18 protein-coding genes are annotated in these 25,601 nt (G+C 64.2%); 11 read left to right on the plus strand and 7 right to left on the minus strand.

All coding sequences use genetic code 11. The features are described 5' to 3' along the window. Positions 1–24: 24 nt before the first annotated feature. Positions 25–501, minus strand: a complete 477-nt coding sequence (locus PAN08_RS16390; RefSeq protein ID WP_269792585.1) for a histidine phosphatase family protein — start codon at positions 499–501, stop codon at positions 25–27. Between the two features lie 18 nt (positions 502–519). Beyond that, positions 520–1,152: a ParA family protein gene (locus PAN08_RS16395; protein WP_057633952.1), complete on the minus strand. Its 633-nt coding sequence runs from the start codon at positions 1,150–1,152 to the stop codon at positions 520–522. A gap of 121 nt (positions 1,153–1,273) precedes the next feature. On the opposite strand from PAN08_RS16395, the gene PAN08_RS16400 reads away from it, so the two are divergent. Continuing rightward, entirely contained in the window at positions 1,274–2,755 is a 1,482-nt protein-coding gene (locus PAN08_RS16400; RefSeq protein WP_269792586.1) for an AAA family ATPase, read from the plus strand. Positions 2,756–2,994: 239 nt separating this feature from the next. On the opposite strand, the gene PAN08_RS16405 is transcribed toward PAN08_RS16400, so the two are convergent. From PAN08_RS16405 to PAN08_RS16415, 3 genes are all read right to left on the minus strand, one after another. Then, positions 2,995–3,999 carry a hypothetical protein gene (locus PAN08_RS16405; protein ID WP_269792587.1) on the minus strand — a complete coding sequence of 335 codons (1,005 nt, stop codon included), beginning with the start codon at positions 3,997–3,999 and terminating at the stop codon, positions 2,995–2,997. Between the two features lie 95 nt (positions 4,000–4,094). Then, positions 4,095–5,009 (minus strand): AEC family transporter, encoded by a 915-nt coding sequence (locus tag PAN08_RS16410; RefSeq protein ID WP_269792588.1) that lies wholly within the window; start codon positions 5,007–5,009, stop codon positions 4,095–4,097. A gap of 475 nt (positions 5,010–5,484) precedes the next feature. Beyond that, the gene (locus PAN08_RS16415; RefSeq protein WP_269792589.1) at positions 5,485–6,075 is read right to left on the minus strand and encodes a tetratricopeptide repeat protein; all 591 of its coding nucleotides are present in this window, start codon (positions 6,073–6,075) and stop codon (positions 5,485–5,487) included. 219 nt (positions 6,076–6,294) lie between these two features. Between PAN08_RS16415 and PAN08_RS16420 the strand changes: the two genes are divergently transcribed. Next, the gene (locus PAN08_RS16420; RefSeq protein ID WP_269792590.1) at positions 6,295–10,005 is read left to right on the plus strand and encodes an indolepyruvate ferredoxin oxidoreductase family protein; all 3,711 of its coding nucleotides are present in this window, start codon (positions 6,295–6,297) and stop codon (positions 10,003–10,005) included. A gap of 144 nt (positions 10,006–10,149) precedes the next feature. Here PAN08_RS16420 and PAN08_RS16425 read toward each other — a convergent pair whose 3' ends face one another. After that, positions 10,150–12,054, minus strand: a complete 1,905-nt coding sequence (locus PAN08_RS16425; RefSeq protein WP_269792591.1) for a peptidase M61 — start codon at positions 12,052–12,054, stop codon at positions 10,150–10,152. 41 nt (positions 12,055–12,095) lie between these two features. Continuing rightward, a complete protein-coding gene (locus tag PAN08_RS16430) occupies positions 12,096–12,737 on the minus strand; it encodes a DUF938 domain-containing protein (protein ID WP_269792592.1) in 642 nt (213 codons plus the stop codon). A gap of 156 nt (positions 12,738–12,893) precedes the next feature. Here PAN08_RS16430 and PAN08_RS16435 point away from each other — a divergent pair, with 156 nt between their 5' ends. The 9 genes from PAN08_RS16435 to PAN08_RS16475 all read left to right on the plus strand — a co-directional run bounded on the left by PAN08_RS16435 (position 12,894) and on the right by PAN08_RS16475 (position 25,551). Continuing rightward, the gene (locus PAN08_RS16435) at positions 12,894–14,522 is read left to right on the plus strand and encodes a TldD/PmbA family protein (protein ID WP_269792657.1); all 1,629 of its coding nucleotides are present in this window, start codon (positions 12,894–12,896) and stop codon (positions 14,520–14,522) included. Between the two features lie 195 nt (positions 14,523–14,717). Continuing rightward, positions 14,718–16,352: a TldD/PmbA family protein gene (locus tag PAN08_RS16440; RefSeq protein WP_269792593.1), complete on the plus strand. Its 1,635-nt coding sequence runs from the start codon at positions 14,718–14,720 to the stop codon at positions 16,350–16,352. Positions 16,353–16,373: 21 nt separating this feature from the next. After that, positions 16,374–17,708, plus strand: coding sequence for a TldD/PmbA family protein (locus tag PAN08_RS16445; RefSeq protein WP_269792594.1), 1,335 nt, complete (start codon positions 16,374–16,376; stop codon positions 17,706–17,708). Between the two features lie 206 nt (positions 17,709–17,914). After that, on the plus strand, positions 17,915–18,589 hold the full coding sequence (locus PAN08_RS16450; protein WP_332840113.1) for a DUF4159 domain-containing protein: 675 nt from the start codon (positions 17,915–17,917) through the stop codon (positions 18,587–18,589). Positions 18,590–18,605: 16 nt separating this feature from the next. Next, the gene (locus tag PAN08_RS16455; protein WP_269792596.1) at positions 18,606–19,595 is read left to right on the plus strand and encodes a MoxR family ATPase; all 990 of its coding nucleotides are present in this window, start codon (positions 18,606–18,608) and stop codon (positions 19,593–19,595) included. A gap of 16 nt (positions 19,596–19,611) precedes the next feature. Next, complete coding sequence (locus tag PAN08_RS16460; protein WP_269792597.1) at positions 19,612–20,511, plus strand: DUF58 domain-containing protein; 900 nt, start codon at positions 19,612–19,614, stop codon at positions 20,509–20,511. After that, a complete protein-coding gene (locus PAN08_RS16465; protein ID WP_269792598.1) occupies positions 20,508–21,662 on the plus strand; it encodes a BatA domain-containing protein in 1,155 nt (384 codons plus the stop codon). The genes PAN08_RS16460 and PAN08_RS16465 overlap by 4 nt, the downstream gene beginning before the upstream one ends. After that, the gene (locus PAN08_RS16470; RefSeq protein ID WP_269792599.1) at positions 21,659–23,818 is read left to right on the plus strand and encodes a hypothetical protein; all 2,160 of its coding nucleotides are present in this window, start codon (positions 21,659–21,661) and stop codon (positions 23,816–23,818) included. Before PAN08_RS16465 ends, PAN08_RS16470 begins: the two co-directional genes overlap by 4 nt. Then, positions 23,818–25,551, plus strand: coding sequence for a carboxypeptidase regulatory-like domain-containing protein (locus PAN08_RS16475; RefSeq protein ID WP_269792600.1), 1,734 nt, complete (start codon positions 23,818–23,820; stop codon positions 25,549–25,551). The genes PAN08_RS16470 and PAN08_RS16475 overlap by 1 nt, the downstream gene beginning before the upstream one ends. Positions 25,552–25,601 lie beyond the last annotated feature (50 nt).

The raw sequence follows: 25,601 nt of genomic DNA on the forward strand, positions 1-25,601 counted from the left end.
ATCCCCCGTACTGCTGCCATAGACTTACGGCCACCAGAAGGCTGCCAAACGGGCAATCCCGGGCTCGATTGCGGCTTCCATCGGGAGCGACAGCACCGCCACTGCTGCCGGCGGCATGCCACGGTAATCGCCGGACTGGCCGCTGTGCATCAACGCCACCAGCTGTTCCAGCCCTGGGTTGTGGCCCACGACGAGCAGCCGTTCAACTTCGCGGTGTTCGTCCAGCAATGCCGCCAGGGTGCCGGGGGCGGCATCGTAGATGCGTTCTTCCAGCCGCTGCTCGACGTAGCCGGTGAGGCTGAGCACCGCTTCCAGGGTTTCACGGCTGCGCCGCGCCGGCGAGCAGAGCACCCGGTCCGGTACCAGCCGCTGCTCGTGCAGCCAGCGCCCGGCGGCTTCAGCCTCGGCCAACCCGTGCGGGGAGAGCGGTCGGTCAATATCGGCTTGGCCGTTGTCGGCCGGTTCGGCATGGGCATGCCGCAGCAAGATCAATTCACGCATGGGCGGGTAGTACTCCTGTCAGGCCTTGTTCAACCATTTGAGTAGCGGGTCCCAATCCTGCTGGTGCTCGCGTACCTGGGCGGAGTGATAGTCGAACAGGCTGCGTCCCAGCCCAACCATCACCACGTAACTCTGGCTGTCACGCAGTTGCGCGACAACGTCATACGGCCACTGCGCCAGCATCTGCTGGGCCTGTTGCGAGGTCTGCGTCCATGGCTTGGTGCGGTTGAGCACAAGGCCCACCGGCAACGCCCGCGAATGCACGCGCTTGATTTTGGAGAGGCTGTTGAGGAAGCCGACGATGGCTTCGATGTCCAGCGCCGACGGCAGTACCGGCACCACTACCGCATCGGCCAGGTCCAGGAACCGTTCCAGGTCCTCGGCATAGGCGCCGGCCGGTGCGTCGATGATGACTTGCTCGGCGCCGTCGGGGATGAGCTTTTCCCAGTTCTTTTTACGGTGCACGTCCACCGGCAGCACGGCGCTGTCCAACATGGAGCGCCGCTGTGCCCAGCGTGTACTGGAGCCCTGTGGATCGGCGTCGGCTATTACCGTGGCCTTGCCGGCCAAGGCCGACTGAGCAGCCAAATGGGTGGCGATGGTGGTCTTGCCGACACCGCCTTTGGAGCCGGCTACCAGGATCGTCTTCATGCACGCCTCGCTTCCGCTGAACCTGTCGGCAGCGTACACCGCAGCGCATCGCCAAAGGTAGTCACCGGGTGAGGAAGCGCCCGATCCTGCGCTATCGTGTGCGCCACCGGATGGAACCCCCATGAGCGAACTGCAGGACCTCACCGCGCTGATCCGCGCCAACACGCCGTTGATCGTCATCCAGACCCAGGACGAGGCACGCATCGTCGAGCTGTTCCGGCAGGCGTTGATGCACGTATGGCGGGCACTGCACCGCTGGTCCATCACCGAGGGCTTGCGCCGCATCGATATCGACCGCGAGGACGAGGCCTCCGGCCCACCCGACGCCAGCGCGGCGCTGCGGATGATTCAGGAAGCCGACCAGCGCGGCATCTATCTGCTGCTCGATTTCCACCCCTATCTGGGCTACGCCAGCCACCAGCGGCTGCTGCGCGACATCATCCAGCGCCGTCACAGCCAGCCGCATGTGCTGGTACTGGTGGGTGCCAAGGTCGAGCTGCCGCCAGAACTGGAAGCGCTGGCCACACGCTTCAACCCGCGCTTGCCCGATGCCAACGCCCTGCTGAAGATGCTGCGCGAAGAGGCTGCCGGCTACGCCAGGGAGCACGGCGGTCGCCGGGTGGAGGCCGACCAGGACGCGGTGCAGCAGATCCTGCGCAACCTCAGCGGCCTGAGCATGACCGACGCCCGCCGCATCGCCCGCCAGTTGATCTACGGCGACGGCGCATTGCGGGCCGACGACCTGCCGCAGCTGGCCAAACTCAAGTTCGAGCTGCTCAACCGCAGCGGCCACCTGCATTACGAGTACGACTCGGCCCGTTTTGCCGAGGTGGCCGGCGCGCGCCGGCTCAAACGCTGGATCGAGCAGCGCCGGGCGGTGTTCGTGTCCGGCAACGCACCTCCGGGGTTGGACCCGCCCAAGGGCATGTTGTTGCTGGGCGTGCAGGGCTGCGGCAAATCCATGCTGGCCAAAGCGACCGCCGCCGGCTTCGGCGTGCCGCTACTGCGGTTGGATTTCGGCACGCTGTACAACAAGTACCACGGCGAAACCGAGAAGAACCTGCGCGACGCATTGGCCTCGGCCGAACAGTTGGCGCCTTGCGTGCTGTGGATAGACGAGATCGAGAAAGGCCTGGCCAGCAATGGCGAGGACGGCGGCGTGTCGCGGCGCGTGCTCGGTTACCTGTTGACGTGGATGGCCGAGCGCAAAGGTGCCGTGTTCATCGTCGCCACCGCCAACCAGGTGCAGGAGCTGCCTGCCGAACTGCTGCGCAAGGGACGCTTCGATGAAATCTTCTTCGTCGACCTGCCCTCGCCCGATACCCGCGTGGAACTGCTGCACCTGCACCTGCAGCGCCGGCAGCTGGAGCCGGGCAGCTTTGCGCTACCGCCGCTGGCCGCTGCCAGCGAAGGATTCTCCGGCGCAGAAATCGAACAAGCGGTGGTAGCCGGACTGTACGCGGCACATGCCGAACAGAGGCCACTGGACACCGACCTGTTGATGGCGGAAATCCGCAACACGCGGCCACTGTCGGTCTTGATGTCCGAACAGGTACAGGGCCTGCGCGACTGGGCGCGCGAGCGGACAGTGCCGGCCGATTGAGCCGAAAGACCGTGCAGGCCGGAAAGCAGATTGAGATAGAACGCGCCGACACCACGTTTGGTAATCGGGCAAAGCGAAGCGCATCCAGCAACATGCGCCGGGCCCGATGACAACGAACGTCGAACCATCCGTAATGCATCGCCTTGCGTGCTTGACGGGTTACCTGTCTCCCGAGTGCTCACGCTTGCCCGAGCGACAGGTACGGCTGCACAACCGCAACACACGCTCCCCCGACGCACTCACTGGGTGATTCGCGGGGGCTCCCAGTCGGCTGGCGGTTGCGCCGCGACGTCGTTGCTGGCCAGCAGCTGGCGGGTCGCGGGCAACTCCCCCGCCTCACCCACCCAACGCAGGTAGTTACTCAGGCTCACCCGTGATGCGCCATTGGATTCGCCCGACAACAGTTCCGCCGAGCGCGTGGACACCCATGCAAGATCGCGTTTACGGCCTTCCCATTTTTGGCGTTCTGCCGGCCCATCGCTGAGGTCAATCATCCTCGCGGTGCCGAGGCTGACGGCAACTGTCGAGCTGCTATCGGCCATAGTCGTGAACAGCTGACGGCATTGCCGCCGCCGTTCGGCCACAACGTTGGCCGGGCACTGCCGATGGGCATCCACAAGCCCGGGCATCCAGAACGCTGCTGCCAATGAGAACACCGTGATGCTGCGTGTCGTCTCGCCGTCGACAGGCTTGCCTTGAAGGAAACCGGCTGGAGGTGCCGGCCACTGCCCGTCACGGGTAGCGCGATCCATCAATGCCACGCCTTCCGCGTAATCATCCACATAGCGTGTCGCCTGCGTGGCCCGCATCCAGGCATTGCTTGCGGCCTCGGTATCGCCCTTGGCTACGTGCAGCCGCCATAACAACAATTGCGCAACGGCTTCATCCGACTCCCGCGTCTGCAGGGTCTGGATCGCAGCGGGAACGTCGCAGCTGCCTCCGCCCAGACAGCGGGTCACGGCGGCGCGGGCAATCGCCGGCTGGTCGCTGCCGATGCGTACCGCTTCGTCCAGCCAACCATCGCTTTGGCGCGGCGACGTTGACGGGGCCGGTTGCGTACGCAGCTCTGAAGGAAGCACCAACCGCGATGCAACCAGCAAATCCAGTGGCTGGCCGCTGGCTGCCACTGCTCGCGCCCGCTCCAACAGCGCCACCTGAAATTCAACATCATCGGTGACTGCCACTTGCGTTGCTGGCTCAGGCGCACTTTCAGCAATCGCATTGAAGGAACCCAGTGCCGTCATTGCGGCCATCCACCACGCAACCCATTGCCTGCATTTCATCGCCCGTCTCCGTCCTGGAACGGTGCGAGCCTCTCACAGCCGGGCGTTGGATTCCATCAAGAAATCCGGCCCAGCACCCACACCCACGCCGGCAGGGTAACCAGCGACAACACGATGCCGTAGCCCACCATTGCCGCAGCCAGCCGAGGCGCCAAACGGTGCGAGATCGCCAACGCGGCGGCGGTGATCATGGTCGGCATGGCGGTCTCCAACACGTTGACCCGCAGCATCTCGCCCTGCAGCCCGAATGCCAGCGACAGCGGAATTGCCGCCGCCGGCAGCACCACCAGTTTGAGCAGCAAGCCGATCGAAAGCGGTGCCAGTTCCGCGCGAGAGAGGCGCAGCTGGATGGTCAGGCCAACAGCCAGCATCACCAACGGCAACATGGCGTCGGCCAACCCCTTGAGTGCCGATGCAATCCACGATGGCGGCGTAGCCGGCATCACCGTCAAAGCAAACACCAACGCCCACAGCGGCGGGAATTGAAGAATGCGCAGCAGTATCTGTGCCGTCGTCGGTGGCATATCACCGCTGTACCGCGCCAACACGTACAAGCCAAAAGTAGACAGCAGTACAAAGGTGCCGAACTGGTCGTAGACCACTGCATAAGGCAGGGCATGGTCACCCAGCAGCGCGCGCACCATCGGGTAACCGATGAAACTGGAGTTGGTGAGTGCCACGCACAGCAACAGCACCGCATGCACCTGCCGCTCGAAGCCGAACAGACGCGATGCCAGGCTGACCAAGCCGAGTGTCAACACCATCAATAACCAGGGTGTGGCGATGATGCCAACCAACGACACATCCAACTCCAGCCGTGGCACATACGTAAGCACCGCCGCTGGCAGGCACACATAGAGCACCACTTTGTTGAGGGTGTCGGCAGCGTTGTCCGGAAAGGTACGGAACCGTGCGAAGGCCATGCCCAATGCGAGCATGGCCAATATCAGTGCGAATGCGTCGAAGGCCATGGGCCAAGCATGCACTGCCGACAGAGCCGATGGAATCGGCATCAGACCTAAGTCTGATAGGGAGGCTGGTTTGGAGCCAAACCGGATCGCAGCCCTTTCCGGGCATCGATTGCATGCCGTCGCAGTGCCGGGCGGAAAGGCTGTCGAGCCAGATGACTGCGCACTGGGATTTTTCGCTGGTCATCCCCGGGCTGCCGGGTTTCCACCATAGTCCGGCGGCCTCCACAACTTGAACCATGGTGTGGCGTCAGGCGCAGGGCCAGAGCGATTCCCGCATACGCGGGAATGGTCTACTGAGAGCACCCGAAAGACGCATGGACGAGAGCCAGCACCAAGGCATGAGCCAACGCCAAGGCACATGCGCCTTCTCCGATCATTTCTGCCCGATCAGAAATGGCACACCGCTCTTTCCCGAGCACCTACCATCATCGAACCTTGGGGTTTGACGCGCTCCCTGCGACGTCAAACCTTCAACTCACGGCCAAGCCGGCGGATTGGCCAACCAGGCCTGTTGCACGTCAACCAACTGGGCACGCTCAGCGTCCTTCCAGTTCGGCAACAACTGCGCGAAGCGGTTCGGGTCGCTCCACTGTTCCGGTTCGGTACGCACGGCTGCTGCAAACCAGCTCAGCGCCTCGTCCTTGCGGCCCAGCTTCCACAATGCCAACGCCAACGTCGGCGGCATCCACGACGGATTGCCCCGTGTGTTCTCGCCCGCCTTGAGCCATAGGCCCAGCGCACCTTCGGCATCTCCCCGGCGGTACAAATCCCAGCCCTGGTTCCAGCGCAGGCCGCGCGCCTGCACGGACGTCTCGGCAACCGCGGCAGTAGCCTCCTGGTACAACTTGGCACCCAGCTCATCGCGGCCTTCGCCATAGGCGATGCTGGCCAGTTGCGCAGTGGCTTCGACCCCCTTGCGGCCGCGCTCGCGCAGCTTCATCAGCTGATCCACCACGTCCGCCTGCTCCGGTGGTACAGCACGGATCGGCTTGGCAGCCGCATCTTCGTCAAAATAGAACTCAACGAGCGTTGGCAGGCTTTGCGCCTGCGCATTCGAAAACACCATTCCTGCCAGTAAAAACGTGCTGGCAGCCACTCGCTGCATTACCCCCATGACTGCAATCCCCGTGAAACAGTTGACAAGCCAAGTGGCTGATCGTACCCGCTCACAGCCCTTGACGCGACTGCGTTACAGGGTGATGAAAGCGGCGCTGCTACAATCGCCGACCGCCGCCTGCGTAGCAGTGCGGTGCCCGCCGCCAGCCGTTTCTGCAATAGGCCAGCCATGACCAGTACTGCCGAACTCACCTCTCCCGCCTCCGCCAACACGCCATTGATTGGCGTACGCGACCACGACTACACGCTGGAACACAAATACACGCGGGCCGACGGGCGCATTTATCTGAGTGGCGTGCAGGCCTTGGTGCGGCTGCCATTGATGCAGCACCAGCGCGACGTGGCGGCCGGGTTGAACACCGGCGGCTTCGTCAGTGGTTACCGTGGCTCGCCGCTGGGCGGCTTCGACCTGGAACTGTGGCGTGCGCGCAAGCATCTGGACGCAGCCAAGGTGAAGTTCGTGCCGGGCCTCAACGAGGACCTGGGCGCGACCATGGTCTGGGGCACGCAGCAGACCAATCTGTTCCCGGGTGCCAACGTCGATGGCGTGTATGGCATGTGGTACGGCAAGGGCCCGGGCGTGGACCGCTGCGGCGATGTGTTCAAGCATGCCAACGCAGCCGGCACCTCTAGGCACGGTGGCGTGCTGGCACTGGCTGCCGATGACCACGCTTGCCGCAGCTCGACCCTGCCACATGGCAGTGAAGAGGAATTCGTCAGCGCGATGATGCCGGTACTGAACCCGGCCGGCGTGCAGGACATCCTCGACATGGGCCTGGTCGGCTGGGCAATGAGCCGCTACACCGGCCGCTGGATCGGCTTCAAGACAATTGCCGAGACCGTGGAGTCGTCGGCGTCGGTGGACGTGGATCCGTTCGCCCGCCAGATCATCCTGCCGGAAGATTTCGAGATGCCCGCCGCCGGCCTCAACATCCGTTGGCCGGACCCGCCGATGGATCAGGAAATGCGCCTGCACCGTTATGCGGTGAAGGCCGCGCAGGCATTCGCCCGCGCCAACGGCATCGACAAGGTAGTGATGGATTCACCGCGCGCGCGGCTGGGTATCGTCACCACCGGCAAGAGCTATCTGGATGTGCTGCAGGCGCTGGAATACCTTGGCCTGGATGAAAAGGCCTGCGCGGAGATCGGCATCCGCGTGTACAAGGTCGGCATGACCTGGCCGTTGGAACCACAGGGCATCGGCGCGTTTTCGCGCGGCCTGGAAGACATCGTCGTGGTGGAGGAAAAGAAGGCCTTCATCGAGCGACAGATGAAGGAATATTTCTACAACTGGCCGGCCAACTGGGGCGCGCGTCCGTCCATCGTCGGCAAGTACGACGAGCAGGGCGAATGGATCCTGCCGTCCACCGGTGAGCTGACACCTGCCACCATTGCCGGCGTCATTGGCCGTCGCATTCAACGCTTCTTCAATACCGAATCCATTGAACAGCGCCTGCGCTGGATGGACGAGAAAGAAGCTGAGATGGCGCTGCCACGCGCACAGTTCCCGCGCGTGCCGCATTACTGCTCGGGTTGCCCGCACAACACCTCCACCACCGTGCCGGAAGGCTCGCGTGCGCTGGCCGGTATCGGCTGCCATTACATGGTGACGTGGATGGACCGCGACACCGACACCTTCACCCACATGGGCGGCGAAGGTGTGACCTGGGCCGGGCAAGCCACGTTCACCGATACGGAACACGTGTTCCAGAACCTCGGCGACGGCACCTACTTCCACAGTGGTTCGCTGGCGATCCGTCAGGCCATCGCTGCGGGCGTCAACATCACCTACAAAATCCTCTACAACGATGCGGTGGCGATGACCGGCGGCCAGCCGGTGGACGGCACGTTGACGGTGCCGCAGATCGCGCACCAGATGCGTTCGGAAGGTGTGCATACCATCGTGGTGTTGTCCGACGAAATCGCCAAGTGGAAGGCGCGTCGTCACGAATTCCCCAGCGATGTGGAATTCCACGACCGTGCCGAGCTGGATACCGTGCAGAAGCAACTGCGCACGGTGAAGGGCACCAGCATTCTGATCTACGAACAGACCTGTGCCACCGAAAAGCGCCGCCGTCGCAAGCGCGGCAAACTGGTCGATCCGCCCAAGCGCACGATGATCAACTCGCTGGTCTGCGAAGGTTGCGGCGATTGCGGCGAAAAGAGCTTCTGTGTGTCAGTGCTGCCGAAGGAAACCGAGTTCGGGCGCAAGCGCGACATCGACCAGTCCAACTGCAACAAGGATTTCTCCTGCACCACCGGTTTCTGCCCGAGCTTCGTTACCGTGCACGGTGGCCAGCTGCGCAAGGGCCAGAAGAGTGACGCCAATGCGCTGCTCGACAACCTGCCGGATCCGCGCTTCCACAGCGATCTGACACAGCCCTGGAACATCCTGATCACCGGCGTCGGTGGTACCGGCGTGGTCACCATCGGCGCGCTGCTGGGCATGGCCGGTCATCTCGAAGGCAAGGGCGCCAGCGTGCTCGACCAGACCGGCCTGGCCCAGAAGGGCGGCGCGGTCACCACCCACATCCGCATCGCCAATGGCCCGGCCGACATCCACGCGGTGCGTATCGCCGCCGGTGAAGCCGACCTGGTACTGGGCTGCGACATGGTGGTGGTCAACGACTACTGGGCGCTGTCCAAGGTGCGTGGCGAGCGCACCCAGGTGGTGCTCAACACCTACGAAGCGATGCCCGGCACCTTCACCACTCACCCGGACATGCAGTTCCCGGCGGCCGACATCATTGCCGGCGTGAAGGTGGCACTGGGCGGGCGCGACCCGATCCTGCTCGACGCCACGCAACTGGCCACCGCACTGCTCGGCGATGCCATCGCTTCCAACCTGTTCATTCTTGGGTTTGCGTGGCAGCAAGGGCTGGTGCCGCTGTCGCTGGAATCACTGATGCGTGCCGTTGAACTCAACGGCGCCGCCGTGGCAATGAACCAGCGTGCCTTCGCGTGGGGACGGCTGGCGGCGATTGATCCGCAAGCCGTGCAGCAGGCGGCCGGACTGGTTCGCAATGCGTCGACCCAGGCCGAATGCACGCCGGACATGCTGCATGAACTGCCGCCGGGCGGCTGGGAAGGCAGCGAGGCCGGTGCCACCTCCGCACCGCGCAATCCGGACAACGAACATGAAGTGCGTGGTCTGCCGGAAACCAGCCAGATCAAGGGTGAAGCCGCATTCGCTTCACTGGACGATGTGCGTCTGTCGCGCTCGTTGGACGAGCTGATCGCCCGCCGCAGCATCTTCCTTACCGACTATCAGGACGCTGCCTACGCCAACCGCTACCGCACGTTGATCGACGCGGTGCGCAAGACCGAGCAGCAGGCGATCCCTGGCAGTACCGCGCTGACCGAATCGGTGGCGCGCTATTTCTTCAAACTGATGGCCTACAAGGACGAGTACGAAGTGGCCCGCCTGTACACCAGCGGCGACTTCCACAAGCAGGTGGAACAGAAGTTTGAAGGCGATTACCAAGTGCGCTTCCATCTCGCACCACCGTTGTTCGCCAAGCGCGACGAACAGGGCCGGCTGCAGAAGAAGGAATACGGCCCGTGGATGTTCAAGGCGTTCGGCCTGCTGGCCAAACTCAAGGGTCTGCGCGGCGGCCGCTTCGACATCTTCGGCTACACCGAAGAGCGCCGTGGCGAGCGCCAACTAATCGCCGACTACGAGAAGACCTTGCAGGAACTGCTCGGCGGGTTGGATGCGCGCCGGCTGTCGCTGGCGGTGGATATCGCCAGCATTCCCGAGCACATCCGCGGCTACGGCCACGTCAAGGAAACGCACCTGCACGAGGCCAAGGCCCGCGAAGCAACGCTGCTGGCGACATGGCGTAATCCGAAGGCGCTGCATATCGTGCAGGCAGCGTAAATCGGCTGAAAACAACGTATGCCTTGCCCGAGCGCAAGGCATACTTTTTTGGGGCGCCGGATAGGCAGCGCCCACCTCACGCCATCGGCCTCGCAGATCAAGCGCGGCCATGGATGCGCGCCTTCCAAACGCGGCGTGTGCTCCCTACCGCCGCGCCGCCAGGATCTTCGTCAACACATCCGCGCTGCCTGCAATCCGGTGTAGATGGGGGTACCGAAGCCCTTCGCGATAGTCGATGCGTACGGTACGGAAGCTGTCCGCCTGTCGCACGATCAGCTCGATCGGCGTCCCGCCCTGCTTTCCCTCAATGACCGCCTGCTTCAAACGCGCGCCGCTATACGCCAGTCCGTTGACCGCAACCAGTGTCATGTCCTTGGCCAATCCGGCTTTGAAAGCGGGGCTCTCCCAGCCCACCGATTGCAGCACGCCATCACTGCCTGCCTTCAGACCCAAGGAGTACTGCAGGTCGGTTGCGCCGTCAGCCTCGCCATCGGCGACCACCAGATTCGGCACGTCACTGAAGTGCAACTCCCAGCCCGAGGCCTTCAATCCATCCGGCGCACTGCCATCACGTGCATCCAGACGATTGCCGATGAAGGCGTCCCAGCCACCGGGCTGCATGGCTTCCAATGCCTGCATCACATCCGCACGGTCGTACAAACGGATATCGCCCTGCTTGCCGCCTTGGTGGAAGCGCTTGGCGAAGTCATCCAGCGTCACTTTTCCCTTGGACAACAGACGCAGGCGCGCGTCCACGCCCAGCCACAGCAGCGTGCTCTCGTTGTAGAACTCGAAAGCGCGCTGCCAATCGGCCCATGCCTGCGGCTTGTCATTGAAATCGAGAATGCCCTGATGGACCGTGTCGTGCAGATCACGCCATTGGCGGCCCGGTTGGGAGGTGTAATTGGCCTGCAGCTGCGCCAGCATCGCCATGGCGTAGTCCGGCTTCCACAGGCCCGAACGCGCGGCAAGCACCACGGCCCAGTACTGGGTCTGGCCTTCGTACATCCACAGCTCGTCGTTGTGCATCGGCGCGTTGTAATGCGGCACCCAGGTCGGGCGCGGGCGCCATGCTTTGCCCACCCACGCATGGGCATATTCGTGCGGCAGCAGATCGTTGTCGCTGAAGGGACGCTCGCCGCGCAGATAGCCATCGTGCATGCCGTTCTCGCTGGACTGCGCATGCTCAAGACCAATGCCGCTGAACACATCGGACACCGCCAGCAGGAAGTTGTAGCGCGTGTAGGGCCGCGAGCCGAATACGGCATCCGCTTCGCGCACCAATGCGCGATGCGCCTCCAGCACCTTGGCATCGGCCTGCAGGGCCTGCGGGTTCTCGGCCACCACATCCAGCCATACCGGTTGTTTCGCGGTTTCGTCCAAGGCAAAGCGTTTGAAGTGACGGCCTGCGAACACCGGTGAATCAATCAGCGTCATCAACGGCACCGGCGCGTAGTGCTCGACTCCCTGATCGCGCTGCGCAATGTCCAGCGCACTGCCGCTCTGCCAGCCCTCCGGCAACCGCAGTGACGGCTTGACCTGGATGCCGCGCGCGTCGACACCGGCGGGGTACAACACGACACGATGCCATTGCAGATCGAGCAGGTTCGGCGTCATCGCCACGCGGCCCTGGTCGGAGGCCGTCGGCGATAGGTACTGGAACTCGATCTCCAGCACGCTCACGCCATCGGGCACCTGCAGCGTGAACGCATACATGTCGCCAGAATCGCGCGTCCATTGCAGTGTTTGACCATTGCCGCGAATGACCAGCCCGGCCATCTGGTTGATTGGCCCGGTGGGTGCGTGGTTGCCGGGAATCCACCGCGGGTACCACAACGTCAGCGGGCCCGGCGCTACCGGAATACGCTCGCGTACCCGCTGGATGCGACGGGCGATGTCACTGGCATCCACCTCCAGCTCAATGACACCGGGATAGCTGGCCTGGACCTCCATCGTGGCCTGCTGCGCATCGCTTTGCTGCGCGTGTGTCGCCAGCCACGGGGCCATGCCCAGCGCCATCAGCAACAACCAGTTACGTCCGTGCTTCACCACGCCCCGCCCTCCCAGAGTTTGTGCATCCTAGCCCGCATTCACGCCCGCAGGCGCTGCCAGATCAGCATGCGGTTGTTGGCCGGCATCGCCACGTCGTCGCGCAACGTCAGCCCTTGCGCGTGCGCCAGCGCATCCACCGCTTCAAAATCACGGATCCCCGAACGTGGATCGCGCGCCTTCAGCCAGCCATCGAAGTGCTGGTTGCTGTCGCTGGTGAATGTGCCGCCGTAATTGAACGGGCCATAGGCGATGAACACTGCGTCCGGCGCCATCAGCGCAGGCAGCCCTGCGAACAATGCCTGCACGTTGTCCCAGCCCATGATGTGCAGCGTGTTGGCGGTAAATATGGCGTCGAAGCCTGTCTCGCCCTCGGCCTGCGGCAACATCGGCAGCGGCTGCAGCCCCGGTGACGCGCCAACCACCGCCTGCAGCTCAATGGCTGGCGGCGTGTTGGGCAGCGCGGCTTCCTCGAGCCATTGGCGAATGCCTGGCAGATGGTCGCGATGGTCACTGGCCTGCCAGCGCAGCCACGGCATCTCCCGGGCGAAGTACACCGCGTGCTGGCCGGTGCCGCTGCCGATTTCCAGCGCACTGCCGGCGCCGCCCAGGTAGCGCTGCAGCACCGCCAGGATCGGCTCGCGATTGCGGTCACAGGATTCGGCGTAGGGCTTGGTATTCATCGCAGCAAGGCTCAGGGATGTAGGCGTCGATTGTGCCCGCGCAGGGGGTTTGCGCCCACGCATGACCATGGTCACTTGTGCTGATGACCGCTTGCCGCCGAGATTCAATGGTTACGCGCGATGCCCGGCATCGCCCAATCGGAGTCCTGCCCCACCATGCAACGCCGCCAGTTTCTTGCGCTTTCCGGCCTCGGCCTCGCCGGTTTCATGCTACCCAACGCCCGCCTGATCGCCGCCGAAGAACTGTTGGCGCCTGCGGATGCGGCAAAGAAGAAGGCCCTGGCCGATTCCGTGCTGGCCATGGCCAAGCGCGGCGGCGCCAGTTATTGCGACGTGCGCATCGGCCGCTACCTCAACCAAGCCATCGTCACTCGCGAAGACAAGGTGCAGAACGTCACCAACAGCGAGTCGGCCGGTATCGGCATCCGTGTGATCGTGGATGGTGCGTGGGGCTTTGCCGCCAGCAACCAGTCCACCGCGCAAGGCGTGGCCGCTGCCGTGGCGCAGGCCATTGCGATTGCCAAGGCCAACGCGAAGATCCAGACCAAGCCGGTGCAGCTGGCGCCAACGCCCGGCGTGGGTGAGGTGCAGTGGAAGACGCCAATCCGCCAGAACGCCATGGCGGTGCCGATCAAGGACAAGGTGGAACTGCTGCTGTCGATCAACGCAGCGGCGACGAACGCCGGTGCCAATTTCATCAATTCGCAGCTGTTTCTGGTCAACGAACAGAAGTACTTCGCCTCCAGCGATGGCTCGTGGATCGACCAGGATGTGCACCGCATCTGGTTGCCGTTCACCGCGACGGCCATCGACAAGGCCAGCGGCAAGTTCCGCACCCGTGCCGGGCTGTCCGCACCGGCCGGCATGGGCTGGGAATTCCTGGATGGCAATGCCGCCGACAAGCATTCGCTGCCCGGTGGCGTGATCGGCTATGGCCATACCTATGACCCGGTGGAAGATGCCATCGCCGCCGCCAGGCAGGCCCGCGAGAAGCTCACCGCACCGTCGGTGAAGGCCGGCAAGTACGACCTGGTGCTGGACCCTTCCAACCTGTTCCTCACCATCCACGAAAACGTGGGCCACCCGTTGGAGCTGGACCGCGTGCTCGGCTACGAAGCCAATTACGCCGGCACCAGCTTCGCCACGCTGGACAAGCGCGATGCGGCTTTCCGTTGGGGCAGCGACATCGTCAATTTCACCGCCGACAAGACCCAGCCCTACAGCCTCGGCGCGGTGGGCTACGACGATGAGGGCGTGAAGTGCCGGCGCTGGGATCTGGTCAAGGACGGCATCCTGGTCAACTTCCAGGCCACCCGCGATGAAGTGCACATCCTCGGCGAGAACGCTTCGCACGGCTGCAGCTATGCCGATTCATGGTCCAGCGTGCAGTTCCAGCGCATGGCAAATGTGTCGCTGGCCCCGGGCAAGACACCAATGACGCCGGCGCAGATGGTCAAGGACGTTGAGAACGGCATCTATATTCATGGCCGTGGTTCGTACTCGATCGATCAACAACGCTACAACGCGCAGTTTGGCGGGCAGCTTTGCTACCAGATCAAGAACGGTGAGATCACCGGCATGGTCGAGGACGCCGCGTACCAGATCCGCACGCCGGAGTTCTGGAATGCGTGCAGCGCGATCTGCGATGAACGTGACTTCCGCCTGGGCGGTTCGTTCTTTGACGGCAAGGGCCAGCCGGGTCAGGTGTCGGCGGTATCGCATGGCTCGGCGACGACGCGGTTTGATGGGGTGAACATCATCAATACGGCGCGGTCGTTGGGGTAAGTGTGCAGCAGCTGCCCTCATCTGCCTTGGGGGCACGCTTTTGACATGCAGATAGTTCGTCTCTCTGTGCCTAAAGTCATTTGACGCTGCAAACACCCACCCGCAAGAATCAAACAGTTCGCAGAGCACCGCGAAGCCATCGTCGTTCGTTGCCGTAACGCCCGCCACGCGGGCCGTGTCCCTTGGAGAGCAGCCTTGCAAAGACGTGACTTCCTCGCCCTCACTGGGCTCACCGCCGGTGGCCTGATGGTGCCTGGCTTCTTCGGCAAGGCCATCGCCGCCGAGCAGTTGCTCACCGTGCTCGACCCGGTGCTGAAAAAGCGCCTGGCCGATGACGCGCTGAATGCGGCCCGGGCCGCGGGCGCCAGCTACTGCGATGTGCGCATCGGCCGTTACCTGCGCCAGTTCGTCATCACCCGTGAGGACAAGGTCCAGAACGTGGTGAATACCGAATCCACCGGCACCGGCATCCGTGTGATCGTCAACGGTGCATGGGGCTTTGCTGCCACCAACGACCTGAGCCCGGCCGGTGTGGTCAAGGCCGCGCAGCAGGCCGCCGCCATCGCCCGGGCCAATGCCAAGGTGCAGACCGCGCCGGTGCAGTTGGCCAAGGCGCCGGGCTACGGCGAAGTCAGCTGGCGCACGCCGATCAAGAAAAATGCGATGGAAGTGCCGATCAAGGACAAGGCCGACCTGCTGCTGGGCGTGAACGCCGCCGCCATGGGCGCCGGTGCCAGCTTCGTCAACTCCATGCTGTTCCTGGTCAACGAACAGAAGTACTTCGCCTCTACCGATGGCTCCTATATCGACCAGGACGTGCACCGTATCTGGGCACCGATGACGGTCACCGCCATCGACAAGGCCAGCGGCAAGTTCCGCACCCGTGGCGGGCTGTCCTCGCCGATGGGCCTGGGCTTTGAATACCTGGATGGCGATGCCAGCGGCAAGACCGAGCTGCCCAACGGCGTGATTGTCTATGGGCAGTCGTACGACATGCGCGAAGACGCCATCGCTGCCGCCAAGCAGGCGCAGGAAAAGCTGAAGGCACCGTCGGTGAAGCCGGGCAAGTACGACCTGGTACTCGATCCGTCGCACACCTGGCTGACCATCCATGAATCGGTTGGCCATCCGCTGGAACTGGACCGCGTGCTCGGCTACGAAGCCAACTACGCCGGCACCAGCTTCGCCACGCTGGACAAGCGCGAAGCGCGTTTCCAGTACGGCAGCGACATGGTCAACATCTTCGCCGACAAGACCCAGCCCGGCTCGCTCGGCGCGGTGGCCTACGACGACGAAGGCGTCAAGACCAAGCGTTGGCCGCTGATTAGCGACGGCAAGCTGGTGGATTTCCAGACCATCCGCGATCAGGCCCACATCCTCGGCAAGACCGAATCCGATGGCTGCTGCTATGCCGACTCGTGGTCCAGCGTGCAGTTCCAGCGCATGGCCAATGTGTCGATGGCGCCGGGCAAGACCCCGCTGTCGGTGGCCGACCTGGTCAAGAACGTCGAGAACGGCGTCTACATCATCGGCGACGGCTCGTTCTCCATCGATCAGCAGCGTTACAACGCGCAGTTCGGCGGCCAGCTGTTCTACGAAATCAAGAACGGCCAGATCACCCGCATGCTCGAAGACGTGGCTTACCAGATCCGTACGCCGGAATTCTGGAACGCCTGCAGCGCCGTGGCCGACGAACGCGACTACCGCCTGGGCGGTTCGTTCTTCGACGGCAAGGGCCAGCCGGGCCAGGTCTCGGCGGTGTCGCATGGCTCGTCCACCGCCCGTTTCGACGGCATCAATGTCATCAATACCGCGCGCAGCCTCGGCTGATCGTCAAGGAGCTTTTGAACCATGAGCATCTTCACCGAACAGGAAGCCAAGGCCATCCTGGACAAGGTCATCGCGCTGTCCAAGGCCGATGAATGCACCGCCACACTGGCCGGCTCGGTCGACGGCAACATCCGTTTCGCGCTGAACAACGTTTCCACCAGTGGCATTGTCAGCAATGCCGAACTCGCCGTGCAGGTGGCTTTCGGCAAGCGCGTGGGCACGGCCTCGATCAATGAGTTCGACGACGCGTCGCTGGAACGCGTGGTGCGCCGTGCCGAAGACCTGGCCAAGCTGGCACCGGAGAACCCGGAGTTCGTGCCGGCCATCGCCAAGCAGACCTACACCGCCAGCCCAACCTTCAGCGCGTCCACCGCTGCCATCGACCCGGATTTCCGCGCCAAAGTGGCCGCCGATTCGATCACCCCGTGCCGTGGCCACGGCCTGATTGCCGCCGGCTTCCTGGAAGACGGCAACGGCTTTGTCGCCATTGCCAACAGCAACGGCAACTTCGGCTACCAGAAGAGCACCAACTTCAATTACACCTGCACCGTGCGCACCGAAGACGGTCGCGGCTCGGGCTGGGTGGGCCGCAATCTGAAGGACGCCTCGGACTTCAAGGCCGACCAGGACATCGAGATCGCCAAGCGCAAGGCCACCGAATCGGCCGAGGCCAAGGCGCTGGAACCCGGCAAATACACGGTGATCCTGGAGCCGGCCGCAGCGGCGGGCCTGGTCAGCTTCATGATGAATTTCTTCAGCGCCCGCACCGCCGATGAAGGCCGCAGCTTCCTGTCCAAGAAGGGCGGCGGCAACAAGCTGGGTGAGCAGGTCTACGACCCGCAGGTGAACCTGTTCGCTGACCCATGGCACCCGGACGCAGCGGTGCTGCCGTGGGACAGCGAGGGCATGCCGCGTGAGCGCATGGCCATCATCGAGAACGGCAAGGTCGCCAACCTCAGCTACTCGCGCTATTGGGCGCAGAAGCAGGGCAAGACCGCCAACGCACAGCCGGGCAACCTGTTGATGAGTGGCGGCACCAAGTCCATCGCCGAGCTGGTACGCGGCACCGAGAAGGGCATCCTGGTCACCCGCACTTGGTACATCCGCATGGTGGACCCGCAGACCGTGCTACTGACCGGCCTAACCCGCGACGGCACGTTCTACATCGAGAACGGGCAGATCAAGCACCCGGTGAAGAATTTCCGCTTCAACGAATCGCCGGTGATCATGCTCAACAACATCGACGAGCTGGGCAAGCCGGTGCGCGTGGCCGGTGATGAATCCAGCTTCGTGATGATGATCCCGCCGATGAAGCTGCGTGACTTCACGTTTACGTCGCTGTCGGATGCGGTGTAACGGCTAGTAGCTTTTGCTTCATCCCTTCTCCCGCGTGCGGGAGAAGGTGCCCGCAAGGGCGGATGAGGGGAGCTTTTGCTCTACGTGCTTTCAAAGCGCCCTCACCCCAACCCCTCTCCCGCTCGCGGGAGAGGGGCTTTCAGTTCCTCTGAGATTCTTGGCCTTTGCTCCAGTCCCGTCTAACGCGTGCGCAATTTCTGCAGCTGCTGCTTGGCGGCGCGGTGGCGGCTGCATTGCCCGGGCGGGCGCAGGCACAGGCCAGTCGCTACGATTTCTGGTTCACGCGCCTGAAGTACGACTCCGGCGACTGGGACGTGGACGCGCGCATGCCGTCCAACCTGATTACCTCGTTGGTCGATTACACCACCCTGCGCGTGGACCCCACCGAGCACGTCATCGCACTGTCCGACCCGAAGATGCTGCGTGCGCCATTCTGCTATCTGGCCGGGCACAAGCTGGTCGAGTTCAATCCGGACGAACGCCGCAACTTCGAGCGCTACGTGCGCAACGGCGGCTTCGTCTTCGTCGATGACTGCAACCACGACATCGACGGGCTGTTCGCCACCTCGTTCGAAGCGCAGATGCGCAGCATCTTCGGTGCCAATGGTTTGAAGAAACTGCCCAACAACCACGCGCTCTACAACAGCTTTTTCAAGTTTCCGGAAGGCCCGCCCGCCACCGGCTTCGAGCTCAATGGCTGGGGCGACGATCTGGTCCATGACTACCTGAAAGGCATCGACATCGATGGCCGCCTTGGCCTGCTCTACAGCAACAAGGATTACGGCTGCGAATGGGACTACGACTGGCGCAACAAACGCTTCCTGGCCGAAGACAACACGAAGTTCGGCGTGAACATCGTGATGTACGCACTGACGCACTGACCCCACTGGTGACCGCATGACTGCTCCCTCCCACGATCTCGATTCCCTGCTGCCCCGCCTGGGCGAACTGCGCAGCGCATTGGCGCAGGCGGTGGTTGGACAACACGCCGTGGTCGAACAGCTGCTGATCGGACTGCTTGCCGGCGGGCATTGCTTGCTGGAAGGTGCACCCGGTCTGGGCAAGACGCTGCTGGTGCGGTCGCTCGGGCAGGCCCTGGAACTGCAGTTCCGGCGCGTACAGTTCACTCCAGATCTGATGCCCAGCGACATCCTCGGCACCGAGCTGCTGGAAGAAGACCACGGCACCGGCAAGCGAGCGTTCCGCTTCCAGCAAGGCCCGATCTTCACCAACCTGCTGCTGGCCGACGAACTCAACCGCACCCCACCCAAAACACAGGCGGCGTTGCTTGAGGCAATGCAGGAACGCACCGTCAGTTACGCCGGCACCACCTACACCCTGCCCTCGCCGTTCTTCGTGCTGGCCACACAGAATCCGATCGAACAGGCCGGCACCTATCCGCTGCCGGAAGCGCAGTTGGATCGCTTCCTGCTGCATGTGCGCGTGGATTACCCCAGCGAGAATGAAGAGCGCGACATCCTCGCGCAGACCACCGGTAGCCACAGCGGCGTGGTGCCGAAGGTGATGGACGCCGAATCGGTCAAGGCATTGCAGGCGGCCGTGCGCGATGTGCACGTCAGCCCAGATCTGCTGACCTGGATCACCCGCCTGGTGCGTGCCAGTCGCCCGGGTGATGGCGCACCACACGAGGTCAATACCTGGATCAAATGGGGGGCTGGCCCACGCGCCGGTCAGTCGCTGGTGCTGGCGTCCAAAGCGCGTGCGCTGCTGCATGGCCGCTTTGCGGCCACCCGCGAGGACGTGCTGGCATTGGCCGCACCGGTGATGCGTCACCGTCTGCTGCTGTCCTTTGCCGCCGAAGCCGAGCAGAAGACTGCCGATGACGTGATCGCCGCGCTGCTGCGCGCGATGCCGTTCCCGGGCTGATCGATACCACGCAGTGATGGCACCCCATGCTCCACCGCTGATTCCCGCCGACGTGCGCAGCCGTTTGCGTGCGCTGCGTCTGTGGCCACAGCGCGCCAGCGGCAGCCGGGGCATCGGTATGCACGCCAGCCGCAGCCGGGGGGCCGGGCTGGAGTTCGCGCAGTACCGTGCGTATGAGCCCGGCGATGAACTGCGCCAGATCGACTGGAAGTTGTACGCGCGCTCGGACCGCTTCTTCGTACGCGAATCCGAGCGCGAAAGCCCGCTCACCGTGTGGCTGATTCTCGATGCCACCGCCTCGATGCAGCAGGCTGATCAGGCACGGCGCGACTGGACACGCCTGCATGCGGCCAAGGCACTGGCAGGTTGCGTGGTCGAATTGGCACTGCAGCAAGGCGATGCGTTTGGCCTGATGAGCATCAGCGGTGACGGCCTGCAGCTGGTACCCGCCGGCAACGGCCTGCGCCAGCGCGATCGACTGCATCTGCAGTTGCACACACTGACTGCGCAGGGGCAGTGGCCGCCGCAGGAGCGCCTGACACCAGTGTGGGAACGCATCGGCGCACACGATCTGGTGGTGATGATCGGCGATGGCTTCGATGACGCGGCTGTTGCACTGGTCGAGCGTCTGGCCAATGCCGGCCGCGATGTCGTGCACCTGCAACTGCTTACCGTGGAAGAACGCGACTTTCCGTTCCGTGACGGTCACCGCTTCCGCGACCCGGAGACCGGCCAGGAATTGCTGAGTGATGGCGCCAGCGTTCGCGCTGACTATCTCGCACGTTTCGGCGAGGCGCGTCGCACGCTGGATGCGCGCTTGCAGTCGGCCGGCATCCGCCATGACACCGGCTTCCTTGATGAACCCATCGACGCGCCACTGCAGCGCGTCTTTGGCAGACGCGGAGGCGGTGCGTGAGCCTGCTGTGGCTGTTCCCGGCCGGCTTTCTCGCCTTGGCAGCGCTGCTGCTGCCACTGCTGATTCACCTTGCGCGACGCGACCAACAACAACTGATCGACTTCGCCGCACTGCGTTGGCTGTCGGCCAAACCGCGCCCACGCCGTCGCATTCGTTTCGATGAATGGCCTCTGCTGCTGGTGCGGTTGCTGCTGCTCGCACTGTTGGCATTGTTGCTGGCGCGGCCCGCACTGAATGGTTTGATCGATGCGACGCCGCGTGTGGCTGTGTTGCCCGGCCTGGAGTTGGCGAAGGCACGTGCGGCCGTGGACGCACCGCAGGCCAAATGGCTGTGGTTGGCCAAGGATTTTCCGCGCATCGACGAAGGAACCGCCGCACCTCCGGCGAACCAACCCGTTGCCAGTCTGCTGCGTGAGCTGGATGCCACGTTGCCGCCCGAAGCACCGCTGACGGTGATCGTGCCGTCGGTGTTGCAGGATTTGGATGCACAGCGCCCGCGGCTTTCACGCGTGGTGCAGTGGCAGATTGTCGAATCGCCCGCTGCCACTCCTGCCGCCACAAAGACCACGGCACCGCAGCTGCAGGTTCGCCACGATGAGGCGGGCACTGCGGCACTGCGTTATCTACGCGCGGTGAATCAGGCGTGGCATCCGGATGCGGCGTTGGATAGCCGCCAGGACAGCCGTCTGTTCGATGACGGCGCAGCAGTGCGCGTCTGGCTATCGGCACGCTCCATCCCCGATGCGACATTGGCTTGGACCCGTACTGGCGGCACGCTGCTGGTGGATGCACGCACGCCCATTCCCGCCGACGCACAGCGCACCACGCGTTGGCATGACGACAACGGCAACGTGCTGCTGGAGCAGATCAGCCACGCCAATGCCCGCTGGTTGCGCTGGACCACGGCATTGGATGCGACATCGATGCCGTCGCTACTGGATGCCCACTTCCCGCAACAATTGCAGGCACAGCTGCAGGCGTCGCCGTCACCCGGTCGCGCGACGGCCGCTGCAATGTCGCCGCATCCGGGCGCCGATGCCTACCCGCAGCCCGCACGTGAACTTGCACCGTGGCTGATCCTCGCCATCGCACTGTTGTTCCTGTTGGAACGCTGGATGGCCACTGCCCGCCGTCGCCGGGGGCACGCATGAACACGCACCCGTTGCTGCGCAATGCGCGCCGGCGCCTACTGGCGGTCACGCTGACAGCCGGCATTCCCATCGCATTCGCCGTGGCGCTGCTGGCATGGCGCATCAGCACGGTCGATGCGGCCACCGTGACGCTTACCGCCGGCTTGTTGATCCCAGCCGGCGTGGCGATGTGGCGAGCGCGGCGACTGGATACGCATTGGCTGATCGCCCGCCTCAACGAACACCGTCGCTTCGAGGACAGCGCGGACCTTCTGTTCACCGCAACGGACAGCTTGAATCCACTGCAGCAGCGCCAGCGCCGCCACGTCGAACAACGCCTGCGTGAAACGCCACCCGAGCTGCGCCAACCATGGCCGTGGAAATGGCTGTTGTTGTGCCTGGCGTTTGCGGGATTGATCGCTGCGGGCGCTGCATGGTGGCCGCGTGCAGCCGATGGGCGTGCGATTGCCGCTGACACCACACGTGACACCGCTTCCCGCAGCCCGGATGCACCAGCCTTGCGGGCCGCGCGTCTGCAGGTGACGCCGCCTGCCTACACCGGTCAGGCCGCCAGCGCTGGCGAAAAACTCGACGTACGCGCGGTGCAAGGTAGTCGCCTGCAATGGCAACTGCAATTCACTCCACAGCCGCAACAGGCATGGCTGCAATTCCATGATGGTCGGCGCTTGCCACTGCAGCGCGACGGCGAACACTGGCGTGCAAGCGAACTGCTGCAGCGCCCAGGCCTGTACCGCATCGTCAGCGAACCCGCGCTCGCCGTCCCGGGCCGCGCCTATCGCCTGGAGGTCATTGCCGACCGGCCACCACAGGTGAAAGTGCTCGAACCCGCGCAGACACTCAATCAGGCCGCACCCGGCCAGCGCCAGTGGCAGCTGCGCTTTGAAGCCACCGATGACTTCGGCATCAACAACAGCGCATCGCTGGATATCACCACGGCCAAGGGCAGTGGCGAAAACATCGAATTCCAGCAACGCCAGCTCACCTTGAGCGGCAGTGGTCCCGCCACCGCGCGGCGCTTTGCCTACCGTGCGGACCTCGCCGCGCTTGGCATCGGCCCCGGTGACGAGCTGGTCGCGCGCCTGACCGTGCGCGACAACCGCAATCCCCTGCCGCAGGAAGCGCGCAGTGCCAGTTTGATCCTGCGCCTGCCCAGCGAGCAGGAAGTGCAGACCAGTGAACTGGAAGGCGCGATCAAGAAAGTCATGCCGGCCTATTTCCGCAGCCAGCGGCAGATCATCATTGATGCCGAGGCCTTGCAGAAGCAACGCGGCACACTGGATGCCGAAACGTTCACCAAGCGTGCGGATGCCATCGGCGTGGATCAACGCATCCTGCGCCTCCGTTATGGTCAGTTCCTCGGTGAAGAAGCCGAAGGCGGCGCGAAGGCTCCGCCCACTGGCGATCTTCCCACCAGCGATGCGCCCACCGCTGATGCGCATGACGACGATCATGGCGACACGCACACCCAGAATGATGGCCACGATCACGGCGGCAGTGCTTCAACGGAAAGTGCCCCGGTATTCGGCAGCGCCACCGATGTGCTGTCCGAGTACGGCCATACCCATGACCATGCCGAAGCGGCCACGTTGCTCGATCCGCAGACGCGCGCCATCCTCAAGGCCGCGCTCGATCAGATGTGGCAATCCGAGGGCCACCTGCGCCAGGGCCATCCCGATCTGGCGCTGCCGTATGCGTACAAGGCGCTGGGTTTCATCAAGCAAGTGCAGCAGGCCGAGCGCATCTACCTGGCCCGCGTCGGCAGCGCATTGCCACCCGTCGACATGGCGCGGCGCATGACCGGCAAGCGCGATGGTCTGGGCAGTCGTGGGCTGCAATTGGCAACGCGGCCGCCTGGCGACAACACCGTTGCCGACGCCTGGCAGGCACTGGCCCGCAGTGAAGGGAAAATCGATCTGGATGCCCTTTCGCGCTGGTTGGATGCGCACCCACAGGCATTGACGGATCCACTCGACGTGATCGCCGCCATTGATGAAGTGCGCCAGCAGCCGGACTGCCAACCCTGCCGCCAGCGGCTGCGTGAGCAGTTGTGGCCGGCACTGCAACGGCCGCTCGGACCACCTGCACGTCGCAATGCAGCCGATGCCACGGGTCGCCGCTATCTGGACGCCTTGACCGCACCACAGGAGCGCCCGTGATGACCTGGTTGCCCATGGCCATCATCGGCGTGGCCGTGTTGATCGCCAGCGTGCGGCTATGCATGGCACCGCGGCCGCCGCGCCTGCGTCTTGCCCTTCTGTTGCTGCTGCAGGCCGCTGCTGCGGCATTGCTCTACCTGACGCTCTACCCGCCCACACACCCGGTTGAGACCGGCACGTTGGTTGTTGCAACCCGTGATGCCACTGCTGCTGATATGGCCAAGGTGCCAGCGACCACGCGCCTGCGCCTGCCGGAAGCGGCGGTGATGGCCGATGTTGCACAGGTACCTGACCTGGCCACCGCGTTGCGGCAGCACCCAGGCACGCGCGAAGTAGTCATTGTTGGTGAGGGACTGCCGGCACGCGATCGCGATATCGCACTGCCCGTCGCAGTGCAGTTCATCGCAAGCCCAGCGCCTCGTGGTTTGGTTGAATTGCACGCACCGCCACTGCTGGTGCCTGGCGCCCGCTTTGACGTGAGCAGCCGCGTGCAGGGCCTGCAGGACGTGCGCGTTGAACTGCTTGATCCTTCCGGCCACCGTGTCGATATTGCAGCGCCGGATAAAGACGGTCGCGTGCGTCTTGCCTCCAGCGCTCGTGATGCAGGCGATGTTCGCTTTACCCTGCGCGTGCTCGATGGCGACGGCAAGGTGCTCGATCACTTGCCGGTCCCGGTGCGCGTGCGTGCCGTTCCCGCACCTGCATTGCGGCTGTTGGCTGCGGCGCCCGGCCCGGAACTGAAATATCTGCAACGCTGGGCCGCCGATACCGGTGCAACGTTGCAGACCGGTATCCAGGTCGGCGGTGGCCTGCAGCTTGGCGACGCGCCGGCCGCGCTGGATGCCTCCAGCTTGGCCAAACTCGATCTGCTGTTGCTCGATGAGCGACGGCTGGCGGCCTTGTCTTCAGCACAGCGCGGCAGCATTGCCGCCGCGATGCGGTCCGGGCTTGGCGTGCTGGTACGCCTGGGGGGTCCACTGGACGGCAATGCACGCCGCGCCCTGCGCGAGTGGGGGCTGGAGGTACGCGGCGGTGAGCAGACCGCACCGCTGAAGCTCGCCACAGATGCAGCGGAAAGCACCGATAGCCCCAATCCGATACCCATGCTCGAACGCTTCAACCTGAGCAGCAGCGGTAACGATGTCGTGCCGCTGCTGCACGCTGCGGACGGTAGCGGCATTGGCAGCTGGCGTGGCATCGGCCAGGGGCGGCTTGGCGTGCTGCCGATAAGCGACAGCTTCACGCTCGTTCTTGCAGGCCACGCACCGCGTCACGCCGAGTTGTGGAACGGCGTGCTGGCAACGTTGGCGCGGCCGCTGCCAGCGACGTCGCTATCGCAGCTGCCGGCCTGGGGTTGGGCCGGTGAACGCAACACGTTGTGCGCATTACCTGCCGGTGCTCAGGCCGTGGCACCGGACGGAACCCGCACCGCGTTGCTGCCCGATCCACAGGCCGGCAACTGCAGCGGATGGTGGCCCGCACAGCCGGGGTGGCACACAATCACCGCTGGCAATGCGCAAGCAACGTTGCTGCTGTTGAGCCCGGGCGAGGCACGCGCCCTGCATGCACAGCAGGCGCGCGATGCAACACATGCATTGCATGGCAACGCCAAACAAAACAGCGCCCCCAGTGTTCCCGTACCCGGCCCGCGCTGGCCGTGGCTGATCGCCTTTGTCCTGGTCGCCGCACTGTTGTGGTGGCTGGAACGACGCAGGTCCGTAGGCGCGGTATAAGCCGCAACGCACGTCATGCGGAAGCGCCGCATGCGTCACGCAGCAGCCGG

The sequence above is a fragment of the Stenotrophomonas sp. Iso1 genome (assembly GCF_027497995.1).
GTDB lineage: Bacteria > Pseudomonadota > Gammaproteobacteria > Xanthomonadales > Xanthomonadaceae > Stenotrophomonas.

Bases quoted from the DNA above. Each gene is read 5' to 3' on its own strand.
- PAN08_RS16455 (WP_269792596.1), top strand. From the start codon at position 18,606: ATGACTGCTCCCTCCCACGATCTCGATTCCCTGCTGCCCCGCCTGGGC.
- PAN08_RS16395 (WP_057633952.1), bottom strand. From the start codon at position 1,152: ATGAAGACGATCCTGGTAGCCGGCTCCAAAGGCGGTGTCGGCAAGACC.
- PAN08_RS16430 (WP_269792592.1), bottom strand. From the start codon at position 12,737: ATGAATACCAAGCCCTACGCCGAATCCTGTGACCGCAATCGCGAGCCG.
- PAN08_RS16420 (WP_269792590.1), top strand. From the start codon at position 6,295: ATGACCAGTACTGCCGAACTCACCTCTCCCGCCTCCGCCAACACGCCA.
- PAN08_RS16470 (WP_269792599.1), top strand. From the start codon at position 21,659: ATGAACACGCACCCGTTGCTGCGCAATGCGCGCCGGCGCCTACTGGCG.
- PAN08_RS16415 (WP_269792589.1), bottom strand. From the start codon at position 6,075: ATGGTGTTTTCGAATGCGCAGGCGCAAAGCCTGCCAACGCTCGTTGAG.
- PAN08_RS16460 (WP_269792597.1), top strand. From the start codon at position 19,612: ATGGCACCCCATGCTCCACCGCTGATTCCCGCCGACGTGCGCAGCCGT.
- PAN08_RS16445 (WP_269792594.1), top strand. From the start codon at position 16,374: ATGAGCATCTTCACCGAACAGGAAGCCAAGGCCATCCTGGACAAGGTC.
- PAN08_RS16410 (WP_269792588.1), bottom strand. From the start codon at position 5,009: ATGGCCTTCGACGCATTCGCACTGATATTGGCCATGCTCGCATTGGGC.
- PAN08_RS16435 (WP_269792657.1), top strand. From the start codon at position 12,894: ATGCAACGCCGCCAGTTTCTTGCGCTTTCCGGCCTCGGCCTCGCCGGT.
- PAN08_RS16405 (WP_269792587.1), bottom strand. From the start codon at position 3,999: ATGACGGCACTGGGTTCCTTCAATGCGATTGCTGAAAGTGCGCCTGAG.
- PAN08_RS16475 (WP_269792600.1), top strand. From the start codon at position 23,818: ATGACCTGGTTGCCCATGGCCATCATCGGCGTGGCCGTGTTGATCGCC.
- PAN08_RS16400 (WP_269792586.1), top strand. From the start codon at position 1,274: ATGAGCGAACTGCAGGACCTCACCGCGCTGATCCGCGCCAACACGCCG.
- PAN08_RS16390 (WP_269792585.1), bottom strand. From the start codon at position 501: ATGCGTGAATTGATCTTGCTGCGGCATGCCCATGCCGAACCGGCCGAC.